The 23,626-nt window shown below is 70.5% G+C and carries 21 protein-coding genes and 1 pseudogene; 6 read left to right on the top strand and 16 right to left on the bottom strand.

What is annotated here, in order from left to right; all coding sequences use genetic code 11:
• Positions 1 to 10: 10 nt before the first annotated feature.
• Complete coding sequence (locus RS82_RS21965) at positions 11 to 577, top strand: hypothetical protein (protein ID WP_045301292.1); 567 nt, start codon at positions 11 to 13, stop codon at positions 575 to 577.
• Positions 578 to 585: 8 nt separating this feature from the next.
• On the opposite strand, the gene RS82_RS16095 is transcribed toward RS82_RS21965, so the two are convergent.
• A complete protein-coding gene (locus RS82_RS16095; protein WP_045301290.1) occupies positions 586 to 2,727 on the bottom strand; it encodes a RecQ family ATP-dependent DNA helicase in 2,142 nt (713 codons plus the stop codon).
• A gap of 53 nt (positions 2,728 to 2,780) precedes the next feature.
• Between RS82_RS16095 and RS82_RS16090 the strand changes: the two genes are divergently transcribed.
• Positions 2,781 to 3,149, top strand: a complete 369-nt coding sequence (locus RS82_RS16090) for a DUF6412 domain-containing protein (protein ID WP_157005641.1) — start codon at positions 2,781 to 2,783, stop codon at positions 3,147 to 3,149.
• An 85-nt stretch (positions 3,150 to 3,234) separates the two neighbouring features.
• Positions 3,235 to 3,987 (top strand): YidC/Oxa1 family membrane protein insertase, encoded by a 753-nt coding sequence (locus RS82_RS16085; protein ID WP_045301288.1) that lies wholly within the window; start codon positions 3,235 to 3,237, stop codon positions 3,985 to 3,987.
• A gap of 30 nt (positions 3,988 to 4,017) precedes the next feature.
• Here RS82_RS16085 and RS82_RS16080 read toward each other — a convergent pair whose 3' ends face one another.
• A complete protein-coding gene (locus RS82_RS16080; RefSeq protein ID WP_045301286.1) occupies positions 4,018 to 5,073 on the bottom strand; it encodes an FUSC family protein in 1,056 nt (351 codons plus the stop codon).
• 13 nt (positions 5,074 to 5,086) lie between these two features.
• Positions 5,087 to 5,713 carry a TetR/AcrR family transcriptional regulator gene (locus tag RS82_RS16075; RefSeq protein ID WP_045301646.1) on the bottom strand — a complete coding sequence of 209 codons (627 nt, stop codon included), beginning with the start codon at positions 5,711 to 5,713 and terminating at the stop codon, positions 5,087 to 5,089.
• 59 nt (positions 5,714 to 5,772) lie between these two features.
• Between RS82_RS16075 and RS82_RS16070 the strand changes: the two genes are divergently transcribed.
• Positions 5,773 to 6,903, top strand: a complete 1,131-nt coding sequence (locus tag RS82_RS16070) for a Gfo/Idh/MocA family protein (protein ID WP_045301285.1) — start codon at positions 5,773 to 5,775, stop codon at positions 6,901 to 6,903.
• A 96-nt stretch (positions 6,904 to 6,999) separates the two neighbouring features.
• On the opposite strand, the gene RS82_RS16065 is transcribed toward RS82_RS16070, so the two are convergent.
• The 4 genes from RS82_RS16065 to RS82_RS16050 all read right to left on the bottom strand — a co-directional run bounded on the left by RS82_RS16065 (position 7,000) and on the right by RS82_RS16050 (position 11,010).
• Positions 7,000 to 7,860: a hypothetical protein gene (locus RS82_RS16065; protein ID WP_045301283.1), complete on the bottom strand. Its 861-nt coding sequence runs from the start codon at positions 7,858 to 7,860 to the stop codon at positions 7,000 to 7,002.
• Between the two features lie 220 nt (positions 7,861 to 8,080).
• Positions 8,081 to 9,358, bottom strand: coding sequence for an ATP-binding protein (locus RS82_RS16060; protein ID WP_045301281.1), 1,278 nt, complete (start codon positions 9,356 to 9,358; stop codon positions 8,081 to 8,083).
• Between the two features lie 141 nt (positions 9,359 to 9,499).
• On the bottom strand, positions 9,500 to 10,582 hold the full coding sequence (locus RS82_RS16055; RefSeq protein ID WP_045301279.1) for a transaldolase family protein: 1,083 nt from the start codon (positions 10,580 to 10,582) through the stop codon (positions 9,500 to 9,502).
• Between the two features lie 11 nt (positions 10,583 to 10,593).
• Positions 10,594 to 11,010 (bottom strand): tautomerase family protein, encoded by a 417-nt coding sequence (locus tag RS82_RS16050; protein WP_045301277.1) that lies wholly within the window; start codon positions 11,008 to 11,010, stop codon positions 10,594 to 10,596.
• Between the two features lie 172 nt (positions 11,011 to 11,182).
• On the opposite strand from RS82_RS16050, the gene RS82_RS16045 reads away from it, so the two are divergent.
• Complete coding sequence (locus RS82_RS16045; RefSeq protein ID WP_045301275.1) at positions 11,183 to 12,625, top strand: sugar porter family MFS transporter; 1,443 nt, start codon at positions 11,183 to 11,185, stop codon at positions 12,623 to 12,625.
• Positions 12,626 to 12,660: 35 nt separating this feature from the next.
• Here RS82_RS16045 and RS82_RS21140 read toward each other — a convergent pair.
• The 9 genes and pseudogenes from RS82_RS21140 to iolC all read right to left on the bottom strand — a co-directional run.
• A pseudogene (locus RS82_RS21140) lies at positions 12,661 to 13,329 on the bottom strand (sugar phosphate isomerase/epimerase family protein); the annotation flags it as partial.
• A 92-nt stretch (positions 13,330 to 13,421) separates the two neighbouring features.
• Entirely contained in the window at positions 13,422 to 14,288 is an 867-nt protein-coding gene (locus RS82_RS16040) for a sugar phosphate isomerase/epimerase family protein (protein ID WP_045301273.1), read from the bottom strand.
• 26 nt (positions 14,289 to 14,314) lie between these two features.
• Positions 14,315 to 15,328, bottom strand: a complete 1,014-nt coding sequence (locus RS82_RS16035; RefSeq protein ID WP_045301271.1) for a Gfo/Idh/MocA family protein — start codon at positions 15,326 to 15,328, stop codon at positions 14,315 to 14,317.
• Between the two features lie 21 nt (positions 15,329 to 15,349).
• On the bottom strand, positions 15,350 to 16,300 hold the full coding sequence (locus tag RS82_RS16030; protein WP_045301269.1) for a sugar phosphate isomerase/epimerase family protein: 951 nt from the start codon (positions 16,298 to 16,300) through the stop codon (positions 15,350 to 15,352).
• A gap of 43 nt (positions 16,301 to 16,343) precedes the next feature.
• Positions 16,344 to 18,257 carry a 3D-(3,5/4)-trihydroxycyclohexane-1,2-dione acylhydrolase (decyclizing) gene (iolD, locus tag RS82_RS16025; RefSeq protein ID WP_045301267.1) on the bottom strand — a complete coding sequence of 638 codons (1,914 nt, stop codon included), beginning with the start codon at positions 18,255 to 18,257 and terminating at the stop codon, positions 16,344 to 16,346.
• Complete coding sequence (gene iolB / locus RS82_RS16020; protein WP_045301265.1) at positions 18,257 to 19,171, bottom strand: 5-deoxy-glucuronate isomerase; 915 nt, start codon at positions 19,169 to 19,171, stop codon at positions 18,257 to 18,259. The genes iolD and iolB overlap by 1 nt, the downstream gene beginning before the upstream one ends.
• Before the next feature lie 81 nt (positions 19,172 to 19,252).
• Complete coding sequence (locus RS82_RS16015) at positions 19,253 to 20,821, bottom strand: CoA-acylating methylmalonate-semialdehyde dehydrogenase (RefSeq protein ID WP_045301263.1); 1,569 nt, start codon at positions 20,819 to 20,821, stop codon at positions 19,253 to 19,255.
• 19 nt (positions 20,822 to 20,840) lie between these two features.
• Positions 20,841 to 21,737 carry a class I fructose-bisphosphate aldolase gene (locus RS82_RS16010; RefSeq protein ID WP_045301261.1) on the bottom strand — a complete coding sequence of 299 codons (897 nt, stop codon included), beginning with the start codon at positions 21,735 to 21,737 and terminating at the stop codon, positions 20,841 to 20,843.
• Positions 21,734 to 22,693 (bottom strand): 5-dehydro-2-deoxygluconokinase, encoded by a 960-nt coding sequence (iolC, locus tag RS82_RS16005; protein WP_045301259.1) that lies wholly within the window; start codon positions 22,691 to 22,693, stop codon positions 21,734 to 21,736. The genes RS82_RS16010 and iolC overlap by 4 nt, the downstream gene beginning before the upstream one ends.
• 174 nt (positions 22,694 to 22,867) lie before the next feature.
• On the opposite strand from iolC, the gene RS82_RS16000 reads away from it, so the two are divergent.
• Complete coding sequence (locus RS82_RS16000; protein ID WP_045301257.1) at positions 22,868 to 23,626, top strand: GntR family transcriptional regulator; 759 nt, start codon at positions 22,868 to 22,870, stop codon at positions 23,624 to 23,626.

Raw genomic sequence — 23,626 nt, 5'->3', positions numbered from 1 at the left:
GGAGGAACGGATGCCGCACCCTCGCGCGACACGTGGATCCCGGGCTCCGCGGCGGTCGCGCGCGGCCCGGCTGCTCGCAGGACTCGCCATCGCGGCGGGGCTCACGCTCCTCGCCGGGTGCGGCAACGGCGGGATCCCCGTTCCGACCGCGCTGCCGACGAACCTGCCGACCCGGACGGCATCGCCGGAGCCGACACCCGAGCCGACGCGCGTCCTCCCGACGCGTTCCACCGCACCCACCCCGGAGCCGACGCCCGAGCCCACCCCCGAACCCACCGTGGTGCCGGAGCCCACGGCCGAACCCACGACGCCCGTGCCGGTGCCCACCGTGGTGCCGGAGCCGACGGCGACGCCGACCCCCGAGCCGACGCCGACGGCAACTCCGACGCCGACCCCGACCCCGACGGCGACGGCGACCCCGTCCGCGACGCCTTCGCCCACTGCCGAGGCGGGCGACGACGCCGCCGCGCCGATCAACTGGGTGCCGTGGGTCGTGCTGGTGGTGCTGCTCGTCGCGGCGGCTGTGATCTACCTCATCGTGCGGCGACCGCGTCCGAAGCCGCCGACCGGGACGTAGGCCCCGGCTCAGCCGCGCAGGGCGAGGGCGAGGGGAAGCACGCCGGTCGCGCCGGCGCGGCGGAGCTCGCGCGCCGCGACGGTGAGGGTCCATCCGCTGTCGACGCGGTCGTCGACGAGGAGCACCGGTCCGGGCGGGACGCCGAGCCCGGCTGCGGAGAACCGGCCCCAGACCCCTGCGACGCGGAAGGCGCTGTTGCCGCCGGGCTGTCCGGTCGGCCCGCCGTCGACGAGGTCGAGCGCCCCGAGGAACGGCAGCCTGCCGATCTCGGCGATCCCGCGCGCGAGCGAGTCGACGAGCTGCGGCTTCGTGCGGGACGGCATCGCGACCACCGCGACAGGGCGGGTCTCCCACCCCCATTCCGCGAGCACGCGCACGCACGCCCCGAGCACGTTCTGGGGCACGGGCGCATCCGCGGCTCCGGCCGCGAACAGGTCGCGCAGCGCGCCGCCCCAGCCGAGGTCGGTGAGTCGCGCGAGCGCGCGCCCTTCCGTGGCCTGCTCGTCCGCGGCGATGCGACCCTTCACCGGCACGCCGAGCCGGTCGGCGCCCGTCGGCCATTGCCGCCTCGGCTCGATCGGCACGCCGACGCGGTCGAGGGCGGTGGCGGCGGCATCCGTCGCAGCAGAGGCGATCGCCGTCGGGAACCACGCACCGGCGCAGTTGTCGCAGCGCCCGCAGGGCGCCGCGGAGTCGTCGTCGAGGGAGCGCTGCAGGAACTCCATGCGACAGCCGGAGGTCTCTTCGTACTCGATCATGTGCTGCTGCTCGGCCACGCGCTCGGCCGCGATGCGGCGGTAGCGTTCCTCGTCGTACGTCCAGGGTTGACCGGTCGCGATCCAGCCCCCGCGCACGCGGCCGACCGCGCCATCGACGTCGAGCACCTTCAGCAGCAGTTCGAGCGGCGTGCGGCGGATATCGACGACGGCCTCGAGCGCGGGCGTCGACATCGGCCCCGTCGCGCCGGCGAGCGCGGCGAGCACGCGTTCGGCGCGCTCGCGATCGGGCATGGAGGCCGTCGCGAAGTAGTGCCAGATCTCGCGGTCCTCGACTCCAGGCAGCAGCAGCACGTCCGCGGAGTCGGTGGCCCGGCCGGCACGGCCGACCTGCTGGTAGTACGACACCGGCGACGACGGCGCCCCCAGGTGCACGACGAAGCCGAGGTCGGGCTTGTCGAACCCCATGCCGAGCGCACTCGTCGCCACGAGCGCCTTGACCCGGTTGTCTTTCAGGAGTGCCTCGGACTCCTCGCGCTCGTCGGTGTCGGTCTGCCCGGTGTAGGCGCGCACGTCGTACCCGTGCTCGCGCAGCAGCCGTGCCGTGTCGTTCGCCGCCGCCACCGTGAGGGTGTAGATGATGCCGGATCCTGGCAGGTCGCCGAGGTGGCTGATCAGCCAGGCGAGCCGGCTCGGCGAGTTGGGCAGCCGCAGCACGCCGAGCCGCAGCGACGCCCGCGCGAGCGGACCCCGGATCGTGAGAACGCCGTGCGCCGAGGCATCCGATTCCGCCATACCGGCATCGAGCTGCTCCGCGACGTCGGCCACCACGCGGCTGTTGGCGGTCGCGGTGGTCGCAAGCACCGGCACGCCCGCGGGCATGCGTGCGATGAGGTCCCGGAGGCGCCGGTAGTCCGGGCGGAAGTCGTGGCCCCAGTCGCTGATGCAGTGCGCCTCGTCGACGACCAGCAGGCCGATGCGGGCGACGAGCTGCGGCAGCTGCTCGTCGCGGAACGAAGGATTGTTGAGGCGTTCGGGCGACACGAGCAGCACGTCGACCTCGTCGCGGTCGAGCTGTGCGAGCACGTCGCCCCACTCGTGCGCATTCGTCGAGTCGATCTTCACGGCCCGCACCCCGGCGCGCGCGGCCGCGGCGATCTGATCCCGCATGAGGGCCAGCAGAGGCGACACGAGCACGGTGGGTCCTGCGCCGCGACGGCGCAGGAGCAGCGTCGCGACGAAGTACACGGCCGACTTCCCCCACCCCGTGCGCTGGACGACGAGCGCGCGTCGGCGTTCATCGACGAGCGCCTCGATCGCCTCGAACTGCCCGTCGTGGAATTCGGCGTCGTCGCGTCCGACGAGGGTGCGCAGCACCTCGAGGGCTTCGGTGCGGGTCGTCGTGGTCGCTGTCACCCTCCCACCCTGCCCCATGGTCCTGACACCCGTGCCACCGTCCCGACCTGGCCTCCCGGCCCCGTGCTAGCGTGGCCGCGACGGAGGAGGTGCGCGTGCTCGAGACGATCGCCGTCGTGCTGCGCCTCGTCGTCGAGGTCCTCGCGACCACCCTGCGCCCCGCCACGGAGCTGCTCGGCGAAGCCGCCCGCTCGCTGTTCGAGCTCGCTCCCGCGCCGCAGCCGGAGGCCGGAGCCCTGGTGATCGCCGCCGCCGTCATCGCGACGCTGGCCCTCCTCGCCGTCGCGATCGCCGTCCTCCTCGTCCCGGGGCGCATGATCGCGACCGCGGCCGGTCCGCACCGCGCGATCGCCGATTCGACCAGGCTCACCGCGTCCCACCCCGACGCTCCAGGACACTCCCGTCCGCGCGCCCCGGGTTCCGCGGCCCTGGCCGCGTAGCCCGACGCACGTTCCCCCGAGGACCGCTCGCCGGTGCCTTCGTGGCCGCACGCCACGAATCGACACCCGACGAACGGACACCTCCATGGACCTCTACGCCTTCCCGCCTGTCGCCGCGATCCTGGACGCGGCCTACTCCCTGCTCATGGGCCTCGCGGCGCTGCTCGAACCTCTCGCCGGCTCCGCAGCGGCCGCGGCATCCGTTGTGGTGCTCACGGTGCTGGTGCGGGCAGCGCTCGTGCCTGCGGGGATCGCGCAGGCGAAGGCCGAGCAGACCCGCAGCCGCCTCGCGCCGAAGCTGCGAGACCTGCAGCGCCGTCACAAGAAGAACCCCGAGCGACTCCAGCGCGAGACGATGAAGCTGTACTCCGACGAGAAGGCGTCGCCCTTCGCGGGCTGTCTGCCGATGCTTGCGCAGGCACCGGTCGTGGCGATCGTCTACGCCCTCTTCCTCCACACCGCAATCGCCGGACACGCGAACGCGCTGCTCGCCCACGAGCTGTTGACCGTGCCTCTCGGCACGAGCCTCGTGAGCGCGATCGCCGCGGGCACGGCCTCCGCCGCGACCGTCGGCGTGTTCGCGGGCGTCCTCGCCGTCATCGTCGTGGTCGCCGAGATCACGCGGCGCGCGTTCCGTCCGCAGATCGACACGGCTCCGGATGCCGCGCCCCTGGCCGGTGCCGGCATGGCGAGGCTCGCCGGAGCGCTGCAGTTCACGACCGCGGTCTTCGCCCTGTTCGTGCCGCTCGCCGCCGCGCTCTACCTCGCGACGACCGTCGCGTGGACGCTGGCGCAGCGGCTCGTGCTGCGCAGGGTCTATCCCCTCGCGACGGCGTGAGCCTCCGGCATCCGCTCGCCAGCCGCCCGATCAGGGGGGCTCGTGGCGCGCGTGCAGCACGCCGCTCGCCGCGCCCAGCACCGCGCCGGCGAGGGTGTCGATCACGCGCTCGGTCGCGACCGCCACGGTGTCGACGGCCCCCGTCGCGGCACCCGTGAGCAGCAGCACCAGCGGTGTGATGAAGACGAGGGCCAGGGCGTAGTTGCGCACGACGAACAGCTCGATCGTGAACTGGAGCACGCCGAGCAGCAGCGCGAGCCACAGCGCCGGAATCGGCAGCGGCGCCAGCAGGAGGTAGACGCCGGCGCCGAGGATCGTGCCGATCATGCGGTGCAGCCCGCGGCTGAAAGCGGCCCGCCGGTCGGCGGCGACGCCCACGACCGCGATGGCTGCGCCGACGATCCAGTAGGCGCGATCGGGGTCGACGAACAGTCCCACCGCGATCCCGACCACCGTCACGAGTGCGACGCGGATCACGAGCATCCGTTCCCCGGGCGGCCATGCCGGTCCCGGCAGCACCTCGCGCAGCGGTCGCGTGGCGACGCGGCGGCGGCTCGCCAGGGCCAGCGGAGCGAGTGACACGATCGAGGCGAACAGGATGCCGCAGGCCACCGCCGCGACGTAGGTGGCGGCATCCGCTCCCGACGCCACGATGTGCGCCGACAGGCCGTAGACGAGCACGACGAACAGCGGGCCGGGCGGACCGACGGCGAAGCCGAACATCGCCACGGCAGCGACGAGCGCGACGACCGCGAGCCCGATCAGCGTCCAGACCGGCGACGGTCCCGCGAGGGCGCCGAGCACCGCGGCCACGCCCAGCCCGCCGGCGACGAAAGGCACGACGCGCGCCCGCTCGCGGACCTGGAGGTGCGTGCCGTACAGCGCGACGAACGCGCCCGTGGCCGCCTGGAACCCCAGGTCGGCGCGTCCGAGCAGCGTCATCAGCGCGATCGGCACCGCCATGGCGATCGCCGCGCGCAGACCGATCGCCCACCGCGGCGCCGGTGCGGGCGCGAGGCGGAACAGACTCGCCACCGCGTGGCCCAGGTCGGCCGCGAAACGCCGCCCGGCGTTGTGCTGCGGCACCCGTCCTCCCCTCTCAGACCGTCGGGCGCCCGGCCGACGCCGGCTCCGACAGCAGCTGGTCGAGGAGCGCGAGGGCCGCGTCCTGCGGGGCGTCGGGGTCGAGCAGCCACTGGGTCTGCAGACCATCGGATGCCGCGATCACAAGGGCGGCGGCCGCCATCGGATCCACGTCGGCGCGGATGCGTCCCGTCGCCTGGTTGTGCCGCACGCGGTCGGCGATCTCGGCGCGGACGCGCGCGAAGCGCTCGGTCGCGAACTCACGCGCGGCGGGGTGTCCCTCCTCCAGCGCGGAGGCGACGAGCGACGAGTAGAGCTGGACGAGGCCCTGCACCTCGTGGTTCGCGTCGCTCCAGCGACGCAGAAGCTCGGTGGGGGTCACATCGAGGGGAGTCGGCTCCCAGTCTTCGTCCCGGGCCTCCGACTCGCGGTACACGGCGATCAGGAGCTCTTCGAGCGACCCGAAGTAGTGCGTGAGCGCGGCGTGCGTGACACCGACCTCTTCCGCGATCGCGCGGAGGCTGGTGCGGTCGGACCCGCGCTTGGCGAACACCTCGATCGCACGGTCGAGGATCTCCTGGCGACGTGCGACGCCCTTCGCGTACGACCCCCGCGGGGTCGGCTGGTGCTCCGCTTCGGCCATGCGGACCATGCTACCGAAGAAAAACCTCCACATGGAGGTTTTCGTGGTACCTTTTCCCGATGACCACGTCTTCCTCCGGAGCCGTCGGCGTCGGCATCATCGGCGCCGGCAACATCAGCGACCAGTACCTGACGCACCTGTCGAGCTTCCCCGACGTGCGCGTCATCGCGATCGGCGACCTCCTCGAGGACCGCGCGAAGGCGCAGGCCGAGAAGTACGGCGTGCCCCACGCAGGCGGCATCGAGCTCGTGCTGAACGACCCCGATGTCGACATCATCGTGAATCTCACGATCCCGGCGGTGCACGTCGAGGTCTCGCTGGCGATCATCGCGGCCGGCAAGCACGTCTGGACGGAGAAGCCGATCGGCATCGACCGCGAGGAGTCCCAGCGGCTTCTCACGGCGGCGGATGCTGCCGGTCTGCGAGTCGGGGTCGCACCCGACACCGTGCTCGGCCCGGGCGTGCAGACGGCCAAGCGTGCGATCGCGCGCGGCGACATCGGCCGTCCGCTGTTCGCATCGACCTCGTTCCAGTGGCAGGGCCCCGAGATCTTCCACCCGAATCCCGCGTTCCTGTACGCCAAGGGCGGCGGACCGCTCCTCGACATGGGTCCGTACTACGTGTCGGCGCTCGTGCACGTGTTCGGCCCCGTCGCGTCGGTCGCGGCCCTCGGCCTGCAGGGCTCTCCCACCCGCAAGGTGCAGGTCGGCGAGCTCGCCGGTCAGGAGTTCCCGGTCGAGATCCCGTCGACCCTGTCGGTGCTGACGGAGTTCGAGCGGGGCGGCCAGGCGCAGAGCCTGTACAGCACCGACTCGCCGCTCAAGCGCCACGGCATCGTCGAGGTCAACGGCACCGAGGGCACGATCGTGATCCCCGACCCGAACTACTTCGGCGGCAGCATCACGATCACGCGCCCACTCACCGACGTATCGGTGAGGGAGCAGGAGATCATCCAGGTGCCGCAGGAGGGCGTGCTCACCGGCCGCGGTCTGGGCCTGCTCGACATGGCCCGCTCGATCCGCGACGGCCGCCCGCACATCGCCACCGGCGAGTTCGGGTACCACGTGCTCGACACCCTGCTGTCGATCGAGGAGGCGGCCGCGACCCACAGCTTCGTGACCGTCGAGAGCACCCTCGGCGAGGTCGGCTCGCTCCCCGCGGACTTCGACCCGCTGGCCGCCACGCTCTGACGCGCCCCGCTTCACATGACCCCCTGCCGCTCGGCAGGGGGCTCGTGCAGGGGATGAGGGATGCCGCGGGCCGCGGCATCCGCGATCCCCGGGGTGTCAGCCGAACAGGTCGCGGAGACCCGGGAGCTCGAAGTTCGAGATCTGCTCGCCGATGCCGGTGACCGCCTCGCCGGCGCCCGCGAGCTGGTCGGACGCTCCGGCGACGAGGTCGCCCGCGCCGCCGAAGTCGACACCGCTTGCGATCGCGTCGAGGTCGACACCGCCGGCGATCGTGTCGAAGTCGACGCCCAGCGTCGCCGCCTGCGCCAGGAGCGGGGCCGCGAGGGTGCTCACCACAGCTGCTCCGGCGACGGCGCCGAGCACCCCTCCGGCACCCGCAAGTGCCGCGCCGCTCGCCATGCCGCCGGCGGCAGAGGCACCGCGCCCGCCGCGGCCGACCCGCGCGAGCAGGCCCGCCATCGCCCCGGGCCGCACCGCCTCGGTGCGCGCCGCGGCGCGCGCGAGGTCGGGGGCCTCTGCGGAGCGCGGCTGCTCGGCCGAATGCAGCTCGGCGCGCATCCCGGCCTGCACCTGCGCCCGCTGCTCGGGCGTCAGCCGCGCGAAGGCCTCCCGGTGGATGGCCTCGACCTGGTGAGGGTCGGATGTCTGCAGCAGGTACTCGTAGCGGGCGATCGCCGCCCGGTCGGCGGCGGTCGCGGGCGCGTGCGGCGCACCGGCGGCGGGCGACGCCGGAGGCGGGGTGAGACCGATCGGCGTCGTCGGCGCGGAGGCGGCCGGAACCGGCGACGCGGCGCTCGCGGGCGGTGTCGCGACGGGTCGCTGATCACCGGTGACGGCTCCGGCGACATCGCGCACGATCGCGCGCCAGTCCGCGCCGGCGCCGGGCTTGGCGCCCGCGGAGCCGGAGGAGTCGAGGGCCTTGGCGGCGAGGCCGAACAGACGGTTGAGCGAGCTCATGGGGTTTCCTTCCGGATGGGAGACGTGGCGTGATGAAGAACGCCAAGGTCTCCTCCGCCCCGAAAGGCCGGCAACCCGGGATCCGGCGCTGGATCCGTAGTGACGAGCGTGCCGCTGGCGGGAGTACTCCCCTTGTGCGAACCAGCCTAAGGTCAGCTCGCGGCCTTACCGGTCGTCAGCGATCCCGCCGCCGGCACTCCCAGCTGATTGATCGATTCGCCTACAGCCGGCCGACCGTCTCGATGTCCTCCAGGAAGTCGGCGGCGACCCGCGCCGACACTGTGGCACGCGTTCCGGCGATCGCGGCCGTGTAGTCGTCCATGAACGGACCCGCGGGTTCGTCGGCGCCCGAGTCCACGGCGTTCTCGAGCGCGGACTGCGATGCCTTGCGAGCGGCGAACTCGATGTCGGCAGGCGAGAAGCCGTCGGTCATGGCGACCAGCTCCGGCACGTCGATCCCGACGGCGGCCTCCGGGATGTACCGGCGCCAGATCGCATCGCGCGCCTGCTCGTCGGGAAGGCCGATCGGGATCACGTAGTCGAAGCGGCCGTGGCGGAGGAACGCCGCATCCAATGACCTGATGAAATTCGTCGCGCAGATCAGGAGGCGTCCGGGCTGCTCGCGGAAGGCGGGGATGATCTTGAGCAGCTCGTTCGTGACGCCCTGTGTGGGCGACGGCGGCTCACCCTGGCGGTGCGAGGCGATCTCCTCGACCTCGTCGATGAAGACCACCGCGTGCTCGAGTTCGGCGATGGTGGCGAAGGTCTCGCGCAGTGCGCCGGCGAGTCCACCCGGGTGCGAGGCCAGGCGGGACGGGAACACCTCGACGAACGACCACTCCAGGCGCGAGGCGATCGCCTTGGCGAACGTCGTCTTGCCGGTGCCGGGCGGACCGAACAGCACGATCGCCCGCGGTGGCACGACCCCGAAGCGCTCGGCGAGCTCGGACTGCGCCAGCGGAAGGACGACTCGCCGCTCGAGCAGCTCCTTCTCGGTGTTCATCCCGCCCACGGCGTCCCAGAGTCCGCGCGGCAGTACGCGTCCGCCGAGCTCGGCGAGACGCTTGAGCTCCTCCCGCTGCACCGGGATGTGCCGCTCGAAATAGTGGAGGTCCTGCTTGAGCGCGAACCCCTGGTGCAGGAATGCACCCATCTTGGTCTCAGCTGCCGGCATGAGTGCGGAGAGCTTGGAGATGCCCTGCGGCGCCATGCGCGCCTCGAGCGCGGCGAGGAGCGACGAGCCGATGCCCATGCCGCGCACATGCGACGCGGTGGCGAGGAAGACGACCCAGCCCTGCGCGTGCGCGGCACGGCCGATCGCGGCACCGACGATCTGCTCGCCGACGACGGCGACCACCGCGTGGTCCTTCGCGCACGACGCCAGCACTTCGGAGAGGCTGTAGACCGGCTCGACACCCTCCGCGGTGACCTGCTCCCAGAGCCGCAGGATGCCGTCGACGTCGTCGGCGTGATAGTCGCGGATGCGCCAGCCTGCCATGCCCGGACTCCCTTCGGTGCGAGGTGGGTCGCCTCAGGCTACCCACGGGGGAAGGCTCGGACAGTCGTATTAAGTGCGCCCGGCCGGACGGACTGTCGGGCGCCCGGCCGGACGGACTGTCGGGCGCCGGCCGGACGGATCTCAGGCCGCGGGGACGAGGATGTCGCGCACCAGCGCGTCGAGCTGCGCATCGGCGTCGAGGAACTGGCGCAGCGTGTTGCGGGCGGCGCCGAAGTCGGCGAACTCGTCGGGACGCATGCCGTCGACGTCGTGGGCGCGGCGGAACTCGCTGAGAGAGGTGAGCTCGTCGAGGATCTCCGCCGGCACGGGTTCGGAGATGCGATCCTCGGCGGGGATGCCGTTCGCGTCGATGCGATGCTGCCAGTCGAAGGGGGGCGAGACCACGAGGTCTCCCCCGACGAGCTCCGACCACTGCAGATGGTTGCGGAACGCCGCCGACAGGATGCGGCTGCGGAAGCCGCGCTCCCGGAACACCGCGTGCGCCTTCTTGAGCGCAGCGACGCCGGCCCAGTCGAGCGAGCCCGGCGTCGTGAGGATGCGGTTCTTCGCCGTCCACGCCTTGAGCCAGTCGTCGAGGCGCCCGCCCATGATCGTCACGACGTGGCCGAACTCCCGCTCGGGCAGCCCGGCCTCCCCGCGGCGGTCCAGTGCACGCTCGAGCGCCTCGCCGACGGCGACAGCCTGCGGCACGGTGAAGCTCAGCGTCGCGTTGATGCTGACGCCCCGGAATGCGGCCTCCTCCATCGCAGCGATGCCCGTCGCGGTCGCCGGGATCTTGACGATGATGTTCTCGGCCAGCTGCGAGAACTCGACGGCCTGCGCGACGAGCGCGTCGACGTCGCGGTGCAGGCGGGGATCGGTCTGGATCGACAGGCGGCCGTCACGACCGCCGCTCGCGGCGAACGCCGGCTCGAGCTGGCGTGCGGCCTCGATCGAGAGCTCCCTGACGGCTTGCCAGCCGAGCTCGGACTCGCCCCAGGTCGGATGCTCGGCCGCGAGCTCCTGGAGGCGCGGCGTCCAGACGTCGGGGTGATTGCGGATCGCCGTCAGCGCGATCACCGGGTTGCATGTGGCTCCGACCGCGCCGAGCGCGATCGAGCGGCGGAGCTCCTCGGGGTCGGCCGAGTCGTTCCACAGCACGGTCGGGAACCGCTCGGCAGCCTGCGCGAAGGGGCGGGCCGGGGCATCCGTCACCAGAGTCATCGTCGCGCTCCTCAGACCCGGACGGCCGCGGGCTTGGCTGCCGGCACGGCGAGTTCGCCCGTCATGTACTGGGCACGGCCGAAGCCGAACGACCAGTCCTGGGGGCCGTTCTCGACGTAGCCGATGAAGACGTCCTCACCGTCGACACCCACCGCGGCCAAGCGCGTGGCGATCTCGGCGTACAGTTCCTGCTTCGTCTCGTCGGTGCGACCGCGCTGCGTGAAGATCTGGATGATCACGGGGTCGGTCCGGTCGAAGCCGAGGCCGGCGTCCTCGGCGACGATCGTGGCGCCCGGGCGGGCGGTGATCACCTGGAAGCGGTCGCGGACCGGGATGCCGTAGACCGCGACGATCGCGTCGTGGATGGCGCCGGCGATCTCGGCCGAGTTGGTGCGGGCGTCGCTGTGGTCGATGCGAACGAGAGGCATGAGGTCTCCTTGAGGGGAATAACTTTGTCCTGACATTCTTACATTATCCTTGACCCGCTCGTCAATCTCGATCACGGCCTTGTACATCCCTCATCCTTATGACAGTATGTCCTGACAAATAGTAAGCCAGGCAGTGTCCGCCTACGATCGACTCACGCAAAGGAGCGTCCCCGTGTCGCATACCAGCTCCCCCTCCCGCACCGCCCGAGTCGGCGGTACCGCCGGCAAGGGCTTCCTCATCCGGCTGACGGTCATCTCGACCCTCGGCGGCCTGCTCTTCGGCTACGACACCGGCGTCATCTCCGGCGCATTGCTCTACATGCGCGACGACCTCGCCATGACGACGGCGCAGGAGGCCTGGGTCGTCAGCTCGCTGCTGTTCCCGGGCGCCGCGTTCGGTGCACTGCTCGGCGGCCGGATCGCAGACTGGCTCGGCCGCAAGAACAGCCTCATCGTCTGCGCCGTCATCTTCCTCGTCGGCGCTCTGGGCTGCGCCCTGGCGCCCAACGTCGCACTGATGGTCGCCGCGCGCATCATCCTCGGCTTCGGGGTGGGGGCGGCGGCCGTCGCGTGCCCGCTCTACCTCGCCGAGATGGCGCCCGCTGAGCGGCGCGGCCGCATGGTCACCATCAACGAGCTCATGATCGTGACCGGCCAGATGCTGGCCTTCGCGATCAACGCCCTGCTGGCCGTCACGATCGAGGACGCGCACGTCTGGCGCATCATGCTCGGCGTCGCGGCGATCCCGGCCGTCGTCCTGCTCATCGGCATGTTCCTGCTGCCCGAGTCACCGCGATGGTTCGGTGCCCGCGGCCGCGTCGACGAGGCGCGTCAGGTGCTGACCCTCAGCCGCAGCCCCGAACAGGTCGAGGTCGAGGTCGCCGACATCGTCGCGACGGCCAAGGCCGAGGGCGACAGCCGCAAGCACGCGTGGCACGCGCTGCGCGACAACCGCTGGATGCGCCGCCTCCTCTACATCGGCTTCGGCCTCGCGGCCGTTCAGCAGGCCACCGGCATCAACACGGTCAACTACTACGCGCCCAGCATCCTGACCGCCTCCGGTCTCGGCGAGCAGGCCGCGCTCATCGCGACGATCGGCGTGGGCGTCACGAGCGTCGTCATGACGATCGTCGGCATCTGGCTCCTCGGGTTCGTTCCCCGCCGCGTCATGCTGATGATCGGCTTCGGCGGCGTGGTCGGTTCGCAACTGCTCCTCGCGTTCCTTTTCACGCTTCCCGAGTCGGATGCCACGAGCTACACGATCCTCGCGGGAATGATGCTCTTCGTCGCCTTCGTGCAGGCGTTCATCGGCACCGGCGTGTGGCTGATGCTCAGCGAGATCTTCCCGCTCGCGATCCGCGGCCTCGCGATGGGCCTGGCCGTGTTCGTACTGTGGACCGTGAACGCCTTCATCTCGTTCGTCTTCCCGCAGATCGTCGAGGCGATCGGCTCCACCCCGACCTTCCTGGTCTTCGCCGCGATCAACGCCCTCTCGTTCTTCTTCGTGTGGCGCGCCGTCCCCGAGACCAAGGGCCGTTCGCTCGAGCGCCTCGAGGAGGACTTCCGCACCCAGGCGATCCGCACCGTCCCCCGGCGCGAGCGACTCGGCGCCTGACCCGCTCCACGACGACGGCGCCTCGCGACACCGCGGGCGCCGTCGGCCAGGTCCAGCCCGTCACACACGTGCACCATGCCGATGACCTCCCGCGGCAGCGCGGCGACCTCCTCGAGGGTGTCGCCCGTCGTCCAGAAGTGCCAGAAGTCGACGCACATCGTGACGTTGTCGCGGCCGGCCTCTTCGATGATCCGCAGACCCTGCGACAGCCGGTTGACGTTCGACCACGCCAGGGGCTCGAGGAAGAGCCCGACACCGTGGTCGGCAGCGATGTCGGCCGCGGCGCGCACGTTGCGAGCGACGGCGGAGAGGGCTTCGGCATCCGTGCTGCCGAGAGTGCCGCGATAGCGCGGGTCGTCGTCGGCGAGACGGCCGGCGCGGAAGTCCTTTGCGACGTCCCAGCTCACCGGGCCGGTGTACACCTGCACGATCGGGGCGCCGAGCACGGCGGCGACGTGTGAGAGCCGCTCGATCTCGGCCAGGAAGTCATCGCGCCCCGATCCGTCGCGCTCGGCGTCGAGCACCGCGCCGACACCGGTGACCGTGAGTCCCTCGAGGTGCGGCAGCAGCGACTCGGGCGTGAACCCGGCGTCGAGGTAACGAGAGGGCTTCGGAGTCTGCAGTTCGATGCCGGAGAACCCGGCCTCCTTCGCGATGCGGATGTCGTTCACGATGTTGCCGTGGAACGTCGTCGCGACGTTCATCGAGAGCTTGAGCACGGGGCAGGGTCCTTTCAGGGAGAGACGACGAACACCGACGGCGCGAAGGCGTCGTCGGTGTTCGTCGCGTCGGAGGTTCAGCCGATGAGTTCGCGCAGGCGCTGCAGCTGGAAGCGAGAGACCTCGTCAGCGGCCTCGTCCTCGGCGAACACGTTCGAGACGATGAGGGCGTCGTCACGGTCGAGGTAGCCGATCTGCTTGAGCGTGCCGAACAGTTCCGCCCAGTCGACGTCGCCGTCGCCGATGCGCAGGTGCTGGTGGATGCGGGCCTCGTTGCCGGGCGGGTTCGAGATGTACCGCAGTCCGTGCGAGCGGCGGTGATCGAACGTGTCGGCCGTGTACACGGTGCCGAGGCGACCGCCGAGCTCGGGAAGCAGCGTGGCCGCGCGGTCGCCCATGTGGAACGTGTGCGAGGCGACGTACACGAAGCCGACGGCCTTCGAGTTGAGCCCGCGCAGCACGCGCCATGCCTCGAGCCCGTCCTCGACGAAGTCGTCGGGGTGCGGGTCGATGTTCAGCGTGATGCCCTCGCGCTCGATGATCGGGAGGAGTTCCTCCATCGACCGGTAGAACGCGTCCTCCGACTCCTCCGCACGCTCTGGACGGCCCGAGAACTCGGTGTTGATGACCGGCACGCCCAGTTCCACCGCGAGTTCGATGATGCGGCGGAAGTTGCGGACCGCGGCGAGGCGCAGCTGCTCCTCAGGCCACGAGATCCGCTGCACCGGCAGCAGCGACGGGATCGTGACGCCGGCGTCGGCGGCGCGCTTCTTCAGCGCGGCAACGAGCGCGTCATCCGCCTTCGGGTACCGGAAGAACGGCCCGAAGTCGGCGTGGGGTGTGAGTGACAGATACTCGTAGCCCAGACGCGCGGCCACGTCGGGGAAGTCGAGCAGCGCGTAGTCGTGATGGAACGGCGTGGGGTCGATCGCGATGCGAACCATGGTGTCTCCTGAGGCGTGGCGAGGGGTCAGGCGTAGAAGGCGGGACGTTCCGGCGACTCGACCGGGATGATCCCGCCGTCGAGCGCCCTGACACCGGCCTCGCACGCGAGGGCGACGAGGTAGCCGTCCCACGCGTTGGGGCCGTCGACGAGCGAGCCGCCACGGACAGCGTTCACCCAGCGCTGGATCTGCTCGTCGTACGCCGTCGCGAAGCGCGTGGTGAAGCTCACGTGGTCCGCGATGGTGAGGCGGCCGTCGCGCCACTGCTCCAGGCCCGAGGGCTGTCCGATGCGGGCGATGCCCCGCTCGAATACCGCCTCGGTGGCGACCTGGTACCCGAACTGCACGCTGACGTTCATCTCGACGTCGACCAGCACGCCGTTCTCGAGCTCCATGAGCACGAGGATCGGCTCGCGCAGGTGCTCGGGGCTCAGCGAGTTGCGGCGCGGGTACTTCACCTCGACGCTCTTCACCGTGGAGCCGGCGAGCCAGGGCACGACGTCGAACTCGTGCACGACGGAGTCGGTGATGAGCATCGTCTGTGTGTACGAGTCGGGGACCGACGGGTTGCGGTGCACGGCGCGGAGCATGACGAGGTGGCCGTTGTCGCCGGAGGTGATGAGCTCGCGCAGCGCCGCGTACTCGGGGTCGAAGCGCCGCATGAAGCCGACCTGGATGTGCGGCTTGTCGAGCTTCTGCTCGAGCTCGAGGATCTCCCACGAGCTCGTCGAGTCGGGCGTGAGCGGCTTCTCGCAGAGGATCGGCAGGCGCGCCTTGAGCGCCGGCACCAGCACCGGGGCGTGGAACTGCCCCGGGACGGCGATGAGCACGGCGTCGACGGCGTCGGCCGCGATCGCGTCCTTGATGCGGGCGAACGTCTGTGCGCCGGGGGCGTTCGCAGCGGCAGCGGTGGCCCGGCCCTGGTCGGGCTCGACGACGGCCGAGACGACGGCGCCGGCGATGCGGTTCGTGATACGGGCGATGTGGTCGGCGCCCATGAGGCCGGCGCCGACGACGCCGATGCGGAGGTCGTTGCTCATGTCTGTCGTCTCCAGGGTCGATCAGTGGGTGCGGGCGAAGTGCGTGCAGCTGAAGATGTGCTCGCGCGTGCGCTTGGCGATGGGGAACGGGTAGTCGACGTCGCAGCCGTACATGTCCTGCTCGACGATTGCGAAGATGTCGGGGTCGATCGCAGCGACGGCCTCGATGATCGGGGCGAGGTCGGGCACGCCGTGCGGCGGCTCGATCATGATGCCCTGGGTGACGGCATCCGCGAACGGCACGTCGTTCTTCAGCACGTCGAACAGCAGTGACGTGTCGACCTGCTTGAGGTGCAGGTAGCCGATGCGGTCGGGGCGCTCCTGGATGAGCTTGACGTTGTCGCCGCCGTAGTACGCGAAGTGGCCGGTGTCCAGGCACAGGTTCGTGTAGCGCTCGTCGGTCTCGTCGAGGAAGCGGACAACCTCACGCGTGGTGCCCACGTGGCTGTCGGCATGCGAGTGGAACTGCTGCTTGACGCCGAACTCCTCGAGCAGCGCCTTGCCGAGGCGGTCGTGACCAGCGGCGAGCTTCTTCCACTGCTCGTCGGTCAGGGTGCGCGACTCGAGCACCTCGCTCGTGGCGTCGCTGCGCCACAGGTCCGGGATCACGACGAGGTGCTCGGCACCGAGCTTCGACGCGAGACCGGCGACGGCGAGAGCCTGGTCCCACGCGCGCTGCCACTGGTCGTCGCCCTTGTGGAAGCCCGTGAACACTGTGCCGGCCGAGAGCTTGAGGCCGCGCGAGCCGAGCTCGTCCTCGAGCTGATGCGGATCAGTCGGCAGGTAGCCGTACGGGCCCAGCTCGATCCAGGTGTAGCCGGCGGCGACGACCTCGTCGAGGAAGCGCTGCCACGGCACCTGCTTCGGGTCGTCCGGGAACCAGACGCCCCACGAGTCGGGTGCGGTGCCGATGCGCAGGCCAGCGCCCTGGTGGACGACGACGTCGGAGTCGGCGGGGATGGTGTCAGTCATGTCAGTCTCCGTGAGAGAGGGGTTCGATCAGGCTTCGGCAGGCTCAGCCGAGGAGGGGCTTCTGGTTGGCCTGCTGCTCGAGGTAGTCCTCGCGCGCCTGCTGCGTGGATTCGAGGGTCGATACCTCGGGCACGGGCACGTCCCACCAGCCGGCGCCGTCGGGCGCGTAGATGAGCGGGTCGCTGTTGATGTGGATGAACGTGGACTTCTCGGATGCCTTGGCCTGTGCAACGGCCGCCTTGAGGTCGTCGATCGCCGAGGCGCCGGGCTCGATCTCGATGACGTCGAGGCCGTAGCTGCGGGCGTTCATCGCGAGGTCGACGGGGAGGATCTTCTCGCCCTGGAAGTTGCGTGCCTCGCCGTCGTACTCGCGGTACCAGGTGCCGAAGCGCTCCGAGCCGACCGTCTCCGACAGGTGCCCGATGGACGCGTAGCCGTGGTTCTGGATGAGCACGACGATCAGCTTGATGCCCTCGGCGACCGCCGTGACGAGCTCGGTGTTGAGCATCAGGTACGAGCCGTCGCCGACCATCACGATGACGTCGCGGTCGTCGCCGTCGGCGAGCAACCCGCGCTTGGCGCCGAGGCCCCCGGCGATCTCGTAGCCCATGCAGGAGAACGCGTACTCGACGTGATAGCCGAGCGGGTCGCGCACGCGCCACAGCTTGTGGAGGTCACCCGGAAGCGACCCCGCCGCCTGGACGATGACGTCCTCCGGGGCGCTGGTGGACTGCACGGCGCCGATGATCTCCGGCTGACCCGGGAGCGCGAGACCGGAGGGGACGAACGCGGCGTCGACCGCGGCATCCCATTCGGCCTTCTCACGGGCGATGCGCTCGGTGTATTCGCGGCTGATCTCGAAGCCCTCGAGCTCGATCGACAGCTCGCTGAGCGCCTCGCGCGCGTCGGCGACGACGGGCAGCTGCGAGCCGTGCTTGTACGCGTCGAAGGAGGAGATGTTGATGTTGACGAACACCACGTCCGGGTTCTGGAACGCCGTCCGCGAGGCCGTCGTGAAGTCGCTGTAGCGGGTGCCGATGCCGATGATCACATCGGCTTCGGCCGCGAGGCGGTTGGCTGCCAGCGTGCCGGTCGCACCGACGCCGCCCAGGTTCTGCGGATGGTCCCAGGTCAACGCGCCGCCGCCGGCCTGCGACGTGCCGACCGGGATGCCGGTCGCCTCGACGAGCGCGCGGAGCTGGTCCTCGGCGCCGGAGTAGATGACTCCGCCGCCCGCGACGATGACCGGGTTCTTCGCGCCGCGGATGGCGGCGACGGCCCGAGCCAGCGGGCCGCGCTCGGGCAGCGGGCGGCGGATGTGCCACTCGCGGTCCTGCAGGAACTCGACGGGGACGTCGAGCGCCTCGGCCTGCACGTCTTCGGGGAGCGCGATGGTGACTGCGCCGGTCTCGGCGGGGTCGGTGAGCACGCGCATCGCGGCCAGCGCGATCGAGTACAGCTGCTCGGGGCGCTGCACCCGGTCGAAGAACTTCGACAGCGGGCGGAACGCGTCGTTGACGGTGAGGCCGATGTCCCAGGGCTGCTCGAGCTGCTGCAGCACCGGGTCGGCGACGCGCGTCGCGAACGTGTCGCTCGGCAGCAGCAGCGCCGGCAGGCGATTGGTCGTGGCGAGGGCCGCGGCGGTGAGCATATTCGCGGCGCCGGGGCCGACCGACGCGGCCGACGCGTAGGTGCCACGGCGGCGGTGCATGCGCGCGTAGCCGACGGCCTGGTGCACCATCGCCTGCTCGTTGCGCGCCTGGTAGTACGGCATCAGGTCGGGATTCTCGACGTTGAACTGCTTCAGCGCCTGCCCGATCCCGGCCACGTTCCCATGACCGAAGATGCCGAACATGCCGGGGACCGTCCGCTCGCGGATGTCGCCGTCGACGGTCCACTGGTGCGCCAGGAACTCCACGAGCGCCTGGCTGACCGTCATCCGTCTCGTCGCGCCCATCAGCGGTCGCCTTCCTTGTCGTTCGTGTACGGCAGGCGCTCGTCGAAGCTCTGCCCGGTCCAGGTGTCGCGCACCCAGGCGTGCGCAGGGTCGTCGCTGATCAGCCACTCCCGCTCGGGGTCGGGGCCGGCCATGACGTTGAGGTAGTACAGGTCGTACCCGGGCGCGGCCACGGCCGGACCGTGATAGCCGAAGGGCACGAGCGCGATGTCGCCCGAGTGCACCATCGCGTTGATGTCGATCTCGCCCGCCGGAGACGAGTACGTGCTGAACATGCCGAACGAGGTCTCGGCCGCGGCATCCGATCCCACGATCGGCGCGGTCTCGAAGTAGTAGATCTCCTCGAGACGCGACTCGTGGCCGGGAACGTGCTCGTCGTGCTTGTGCGGCGGGTATGACGACCAGTTCTCGGCCGGCGTGATGACCTCGCACACGATCAGGCGGGCGGCGTCGAGCGTCTGCGGGGTGCCGAAGTTGTGCACCTGACGGCTGGAGCGGCCCGCTCCTCGCAACTCGATCGGGGTGTCCGCTGCGGGGATGTACTGCCACTCGCGCGCCTCGGTCGTCGGCGCCTCGGTGACCGCGACGCGGCCACGGCCGCGGATCTCGGCCGTCGAACCCGCCGGGAGGTACAGCACGTCGGTCGGTCCGTCGAACACCGACGCACGGCCGTGCAGGCGGGTCTCCCACTCGCCGGGAAAGTGCCGGTGCACGACGTGGAACGAACCCGCCAGCGGAACGAGGATGCGCTCCACACCACGGTCGTCGAGGGTCAGGTGGTCGGCGTCGGTGAGATCCGCCACGCGGATGCCGGTGTGGGCCCACCCAGGGGTGGTGGCGTCCACGACGCTCTCCCACCCGTCACGGGCGAGTTCGCCTCGGCGGCGGAACCAGCGCTGGTCCGAAGTGCTCATGTCGCGCTCTCGTAGGTCGATTGTGGAGGAAGGATGCCGCGGCCGCGAGTCCCCCCGGATTCGCGGCCGACAGGTCTGAGGTCAGTTGTTCTGGGGGAAGCCGAGGTTGATGCCGCGGGCTTCTGAAAGGCTGCGCGTGGCGGGGTCGAGCCAGCGGCTGGTGATGGCCTTTTCGCGGGTGAAGAAGTCGAACCCGTGGACGCCGTACGCCTTGGCGTCGCCGAACAGGGATTGCTTCCAGCCGCCGAAGGAGTGGTAGGCGACGGGGACGGGGATGGGCACGTTGATGCCGATCATGCCGACCTCGACCTCGTTCTGGAACCGGCGGGCGGCGCCGCCGTCGTTGGTGAAGATCGCGGTGCCGTTGCCGAACTGGCCGGAGTTGATCAGCTCCAGTCCCTCGTCGTAGCTGCTCACCCGGACGATGGAGAGGACGGGTCCGAAGATCTCCTCCTGGTACGCGCGGGAGGTGGTGGGGATGTCATCGATCAGGGTGGGGCCGAAGAAGAACCCGTCCTCGTGCCCGTCGACGGTGTAGCCGCGGCCGTCGACGACGATCTTCGCGCCGTCCGCCTCGGCGATGTCGACATACTCGGAGACCTTGTCGCGGTGGATGCCGGTGATCAGCGGGCCCATGTCGGGCTCGACACCGTCGACACCCGCGCCGTTGCCGATGCGGAGCTTCGCGATGCGGTCTTGGATCTTCGCGATCAGGTCGTCGGCGACGGGTTCGACCGCGAGCACGACACTGATGGCCATGCAGCGTTCGCCGGCGGCACCGTACCCGGCGTTGACGGCCTGGTCGGCGACGAGGTCCAGGTCCGCGTCGGGAAGGACGAGCATGTGGTTCTTCGCGCCACCGAGCGCCTGCACCCGCTTGCCGTGGCGCGAGGCGGTCTCGTAGATGTACTGCGCGATCGGGGTGGACCCGACGAAGCTGATCGAGGCGACCTCCGGGGAGGTGAGCAAGCCGTCCACGGCCAGCTTGTCGCCCTGCAGCACGGTGAACACCCCGTCCGGCAGCCCCGCCTCCTTCCACAGCTCGGCAAGCCACAGTGCCGCGGACGGGTCCTTCTCACTGGGCTTGAGGACCACGGCGTTGCCCGCGGCGATCGCGATCGGGAAGAACCACATCGGCACCATCGCCGGGAAGTTGAACGGCGAGATGATCCCGACCACCCCCAGCGGCTGCTTCAACGAGTACACGTCGATCCCCGTCGACGCGTTCTCACTGAACGCGCCCTTGATCAGGTGGGGGAACCCGGTCGCCAGCTCGACGACCTCCTGGCCGCGCAGGATCTCCCCCATCGCGTCCGAGAGCACCTTGCCGTGCTCTGCGGTGATGATCTCCGCCAACTCCCGCTTACGGGCGTTCAGCAACTCCCGGAACGCGAACAGCACGCTCTGCCGCCTCGCGATCGAGTACCCCTTCCACACCTGGTAGCCCGCTTTGGCGGACGCGATCGCCTCGTCGATCTCGGTCTGGTCGGCGAGGGCGACCTCGGCCTGCACGGCGCCGGTGGCCGGGTTGTAGACAGGGGCGGTCCGCCCGCTCTGCGACGGGCGCGCGGCACCGTCGATCCAGTGCGAGATCACCCGGACGTCGGCGTCGACGCCGGTCTGCGCAGAAATGGTGTCAGTGATGCTCATGGCAGTTCCTTCGTGAGTGTCAGAGGTCGGTGTGGACGAGGCCCGCCGCGATGTCCACGGCAGCAGCGACATCGTCGTCGGGCGGGTAGAGGAGAGTGCGACCCACGGTGAGCCCGCGGACCCCGGGAAGCGACAGCGCGTCCTCCCACGCGGCGAAGGTCTCGTCGGGGTCGACGCCGGCATCGCCGCCGAGCAGCAGCGTCGGCATTGTGGTGGCGGCCATCACCCGTTCCATGTCGTCGACGACGGGCAGCTTCATCCAGGTGTAGGCGCTCGAGGCGCCGAGACCGGAGGCGATCGCGATCGACAGGATGACGGCATCCGTCGACAGGTCGTTGACGATGCGGCCGTCGACGCGGTTGCTGAGGAACGGCTCGAGCATGATCGGCAGTCCCGCGGCGGAGGCCTGGGTGACCGCATCGGTCATCGCGGTCAGGGTCGCGACGGTGCCGGGGTCGTCGAGGTCGACCCGCACGAGGGTCTTCGCGAAGTCGATGCCGGACGCGAGCATGGTGGGCACGTCGTAGGCGGTCATGCGGTCGTCCATCTCGAAGCACGCGCCGCGGAGACCGCCGCGATTCATGGACCCGACGATGATCTTGTCGTCGAGCAGGCCGAGCGCGGCGAGGTCGTCGATGATGTCGGGCGTTCCGAGCACCCCGTCGACCCCCGGACGGCTGAGGGCCGTCGCCAGGCGGTCGAGCAGCTCGTACCGGTCGGCCATCGCGATCGGGTTGGTCCCGACCCCGAGAGCGCCGCGGGCGGGGTGGTCGGCGGCCACAATGAAGAGGCGCCCGTCGCCGCGGAGCACCTCGCGTCGGCGGCGGTCCGCGAGCGCCGCGCCGATGATGGCCGGCTGAGTGGCACGGATGTCGCGGAGGCGCGCGAAGTCGTCCGCGGTGAGGAACTGCGTCATCGGGAGACTCCCGTCTCGAGGATCGCGGCAACCTCGGCTTCGGTGGGCATCGCGGTCGAGCACTCCAGGCGCGACGCGACGATCGCACCGGCGACGTTCGCGAAGCGGAGGATGCGCTCGAGGTCCCACCCGGCGAGGAGCCCGTGGCACAGGGCGCCGCCGAAGGCGTCACCCGCGCCGAGTCCGTTCACCACGTCGACCCAGTACGGCGGCACGACGACCGACTCGTCACGGGTTTTGGCGAGCACGCCCTTCGGCCCCTGCTTCACGATCGCGAGCTCGACACCGCGTTCGAGGAGCGCGTCTGCGGCGCGATAGGGCTCGGTCTCGCCCACGGCGACCTCGCACTCCTCGCGATTGCCGACGGCGACCGTGGCGTGTTCGAGCGCGCGCGCCACCTGAACACCCGCCTCGGCCGGGTCCGCCCAGAACATCGGACGGTAATCGAGATCGAAGATCGTGTGACCCGCCGCGCGGGCCTGCAGCGCGGCGTGATGGGCCGCCCGGCTGGGCTCCTGGCTGAGACCGGTCGCCGTGAACCAGAAGATGCGCGCCGAACGTACGGCCGCCAGGTCGAGGTCGCCGGGCGCCACGTCGAGATCGGGCGCCTTCGGCTCGCGGTAGAAGTACAGCGGGAAGTCGTCGGGCGGAAAGATCTCGCAGAACGTCACGGGAGTCTTCAGCGTCGGGTTCACGCCCACATAACGGTTGTCTACGCCCAGGCGCTCCAGCTCCGCGAGCAGGTAGCGACCGAACGGGTCGTCGCCGACGCCGGCGATCAGCGCGACCCGGCGGCCGTGCCGCGCGGCGGCGACGCTGACGTTCGCTGCGCTACCGCCGAGGAACTTGCCGAACGTCTGCACCTCTTCGAGCCCGACTCCGGACTGGAGCGGATAGATGTCGACGCCTAGACGCCCGAAAGCCAGGACATCGAGGGGAGAAGTGTTCTCGGTCATACTCCGCTGTACAACTCTCTGCGCGTCTCGTGGGCTGCGCATCGGTGGATCATTTGTCCTGACAATAGCACAAGCTCGGATCTGTGCAACACACGCCAAGCGTGTCGTCGGCTGACAAAGTTCGATCGATGTACCATTGTCGGGACATTATGCTGTCGGGACTTGGAGCGATTGATGGCAGACGACGTGGTCAGGATCGACGATCTGCTCGCAGGATTGGACCGCACCGGCCCCGTGCCGCTGTATTTCCAGGTGTCCACCGCCATCGAGCAGGCGATCCGATCCGGTGAGATTCCCCCCGGCGCACGGCTCGAGAACGAGATCGCGATCGGTCAGCGGGCAGGCCTTTCACGGCCCACGATCCGCCGCGCGATGGAGGAGCTCGTCGACAAGGGGCTCCTCGTGCGCCGCCGCGGCATCGGCACGCAGGTCGTGCAGGGACAGGTGACCCGCCAGGTCGAGCTCACGAGCCTCTACGAGGATCTCAAGAGCTCACAGCACGAGCCGGGCACCCTCGTGCTCGAGCACGACACCCGGCCGGCCGATCCCGCCACCGCCGAAGCGCTGCGGGTTCCAGTCGGCTCCGACATCGTCTACCTCCGCCGGCAGCGCTCCACCGACGGAGTGCCGGTCGCCGTGCTCACGAACTATCTCCCCATCGAGTTCGCCGACATCACCACCGAGCAGCTGCAGCAGAAGGGTCTCTACGAGATCATGCGCGCGCGGGGCGTCACCATCCGCGTCGCCAACCAGAAGATCGGCGCCCGCCGCGCCCATGGCGACGAGCCGGGACTGCTCGACATCGACAAGGGCGGCCCGGTCCTCACGATGGAGCGCGTCGCGTTCGACGCGTCCGGCCGCGCTGTCGAGTTCGGCCACCACTGCTATCGCCCCGACATGTACAGCTTTCAGACGACCCTCGTGGCGAAGTAG

This window comes from Microbacterium trichothecenolyticum (assembly GCF_000956465.1).
Classification (GTDB): domain Bacteria; phylum Actinomycetota; class Actinomycetes; order Actinomycetales; family Microbacteriaceae; genus Microbacterium; species Microbacterium trichothecenolyticum.
Note: the sequence above shows the minus strand (reverse complement) of the source record. Positions and strands in the feature narration are given on the sequence as shown.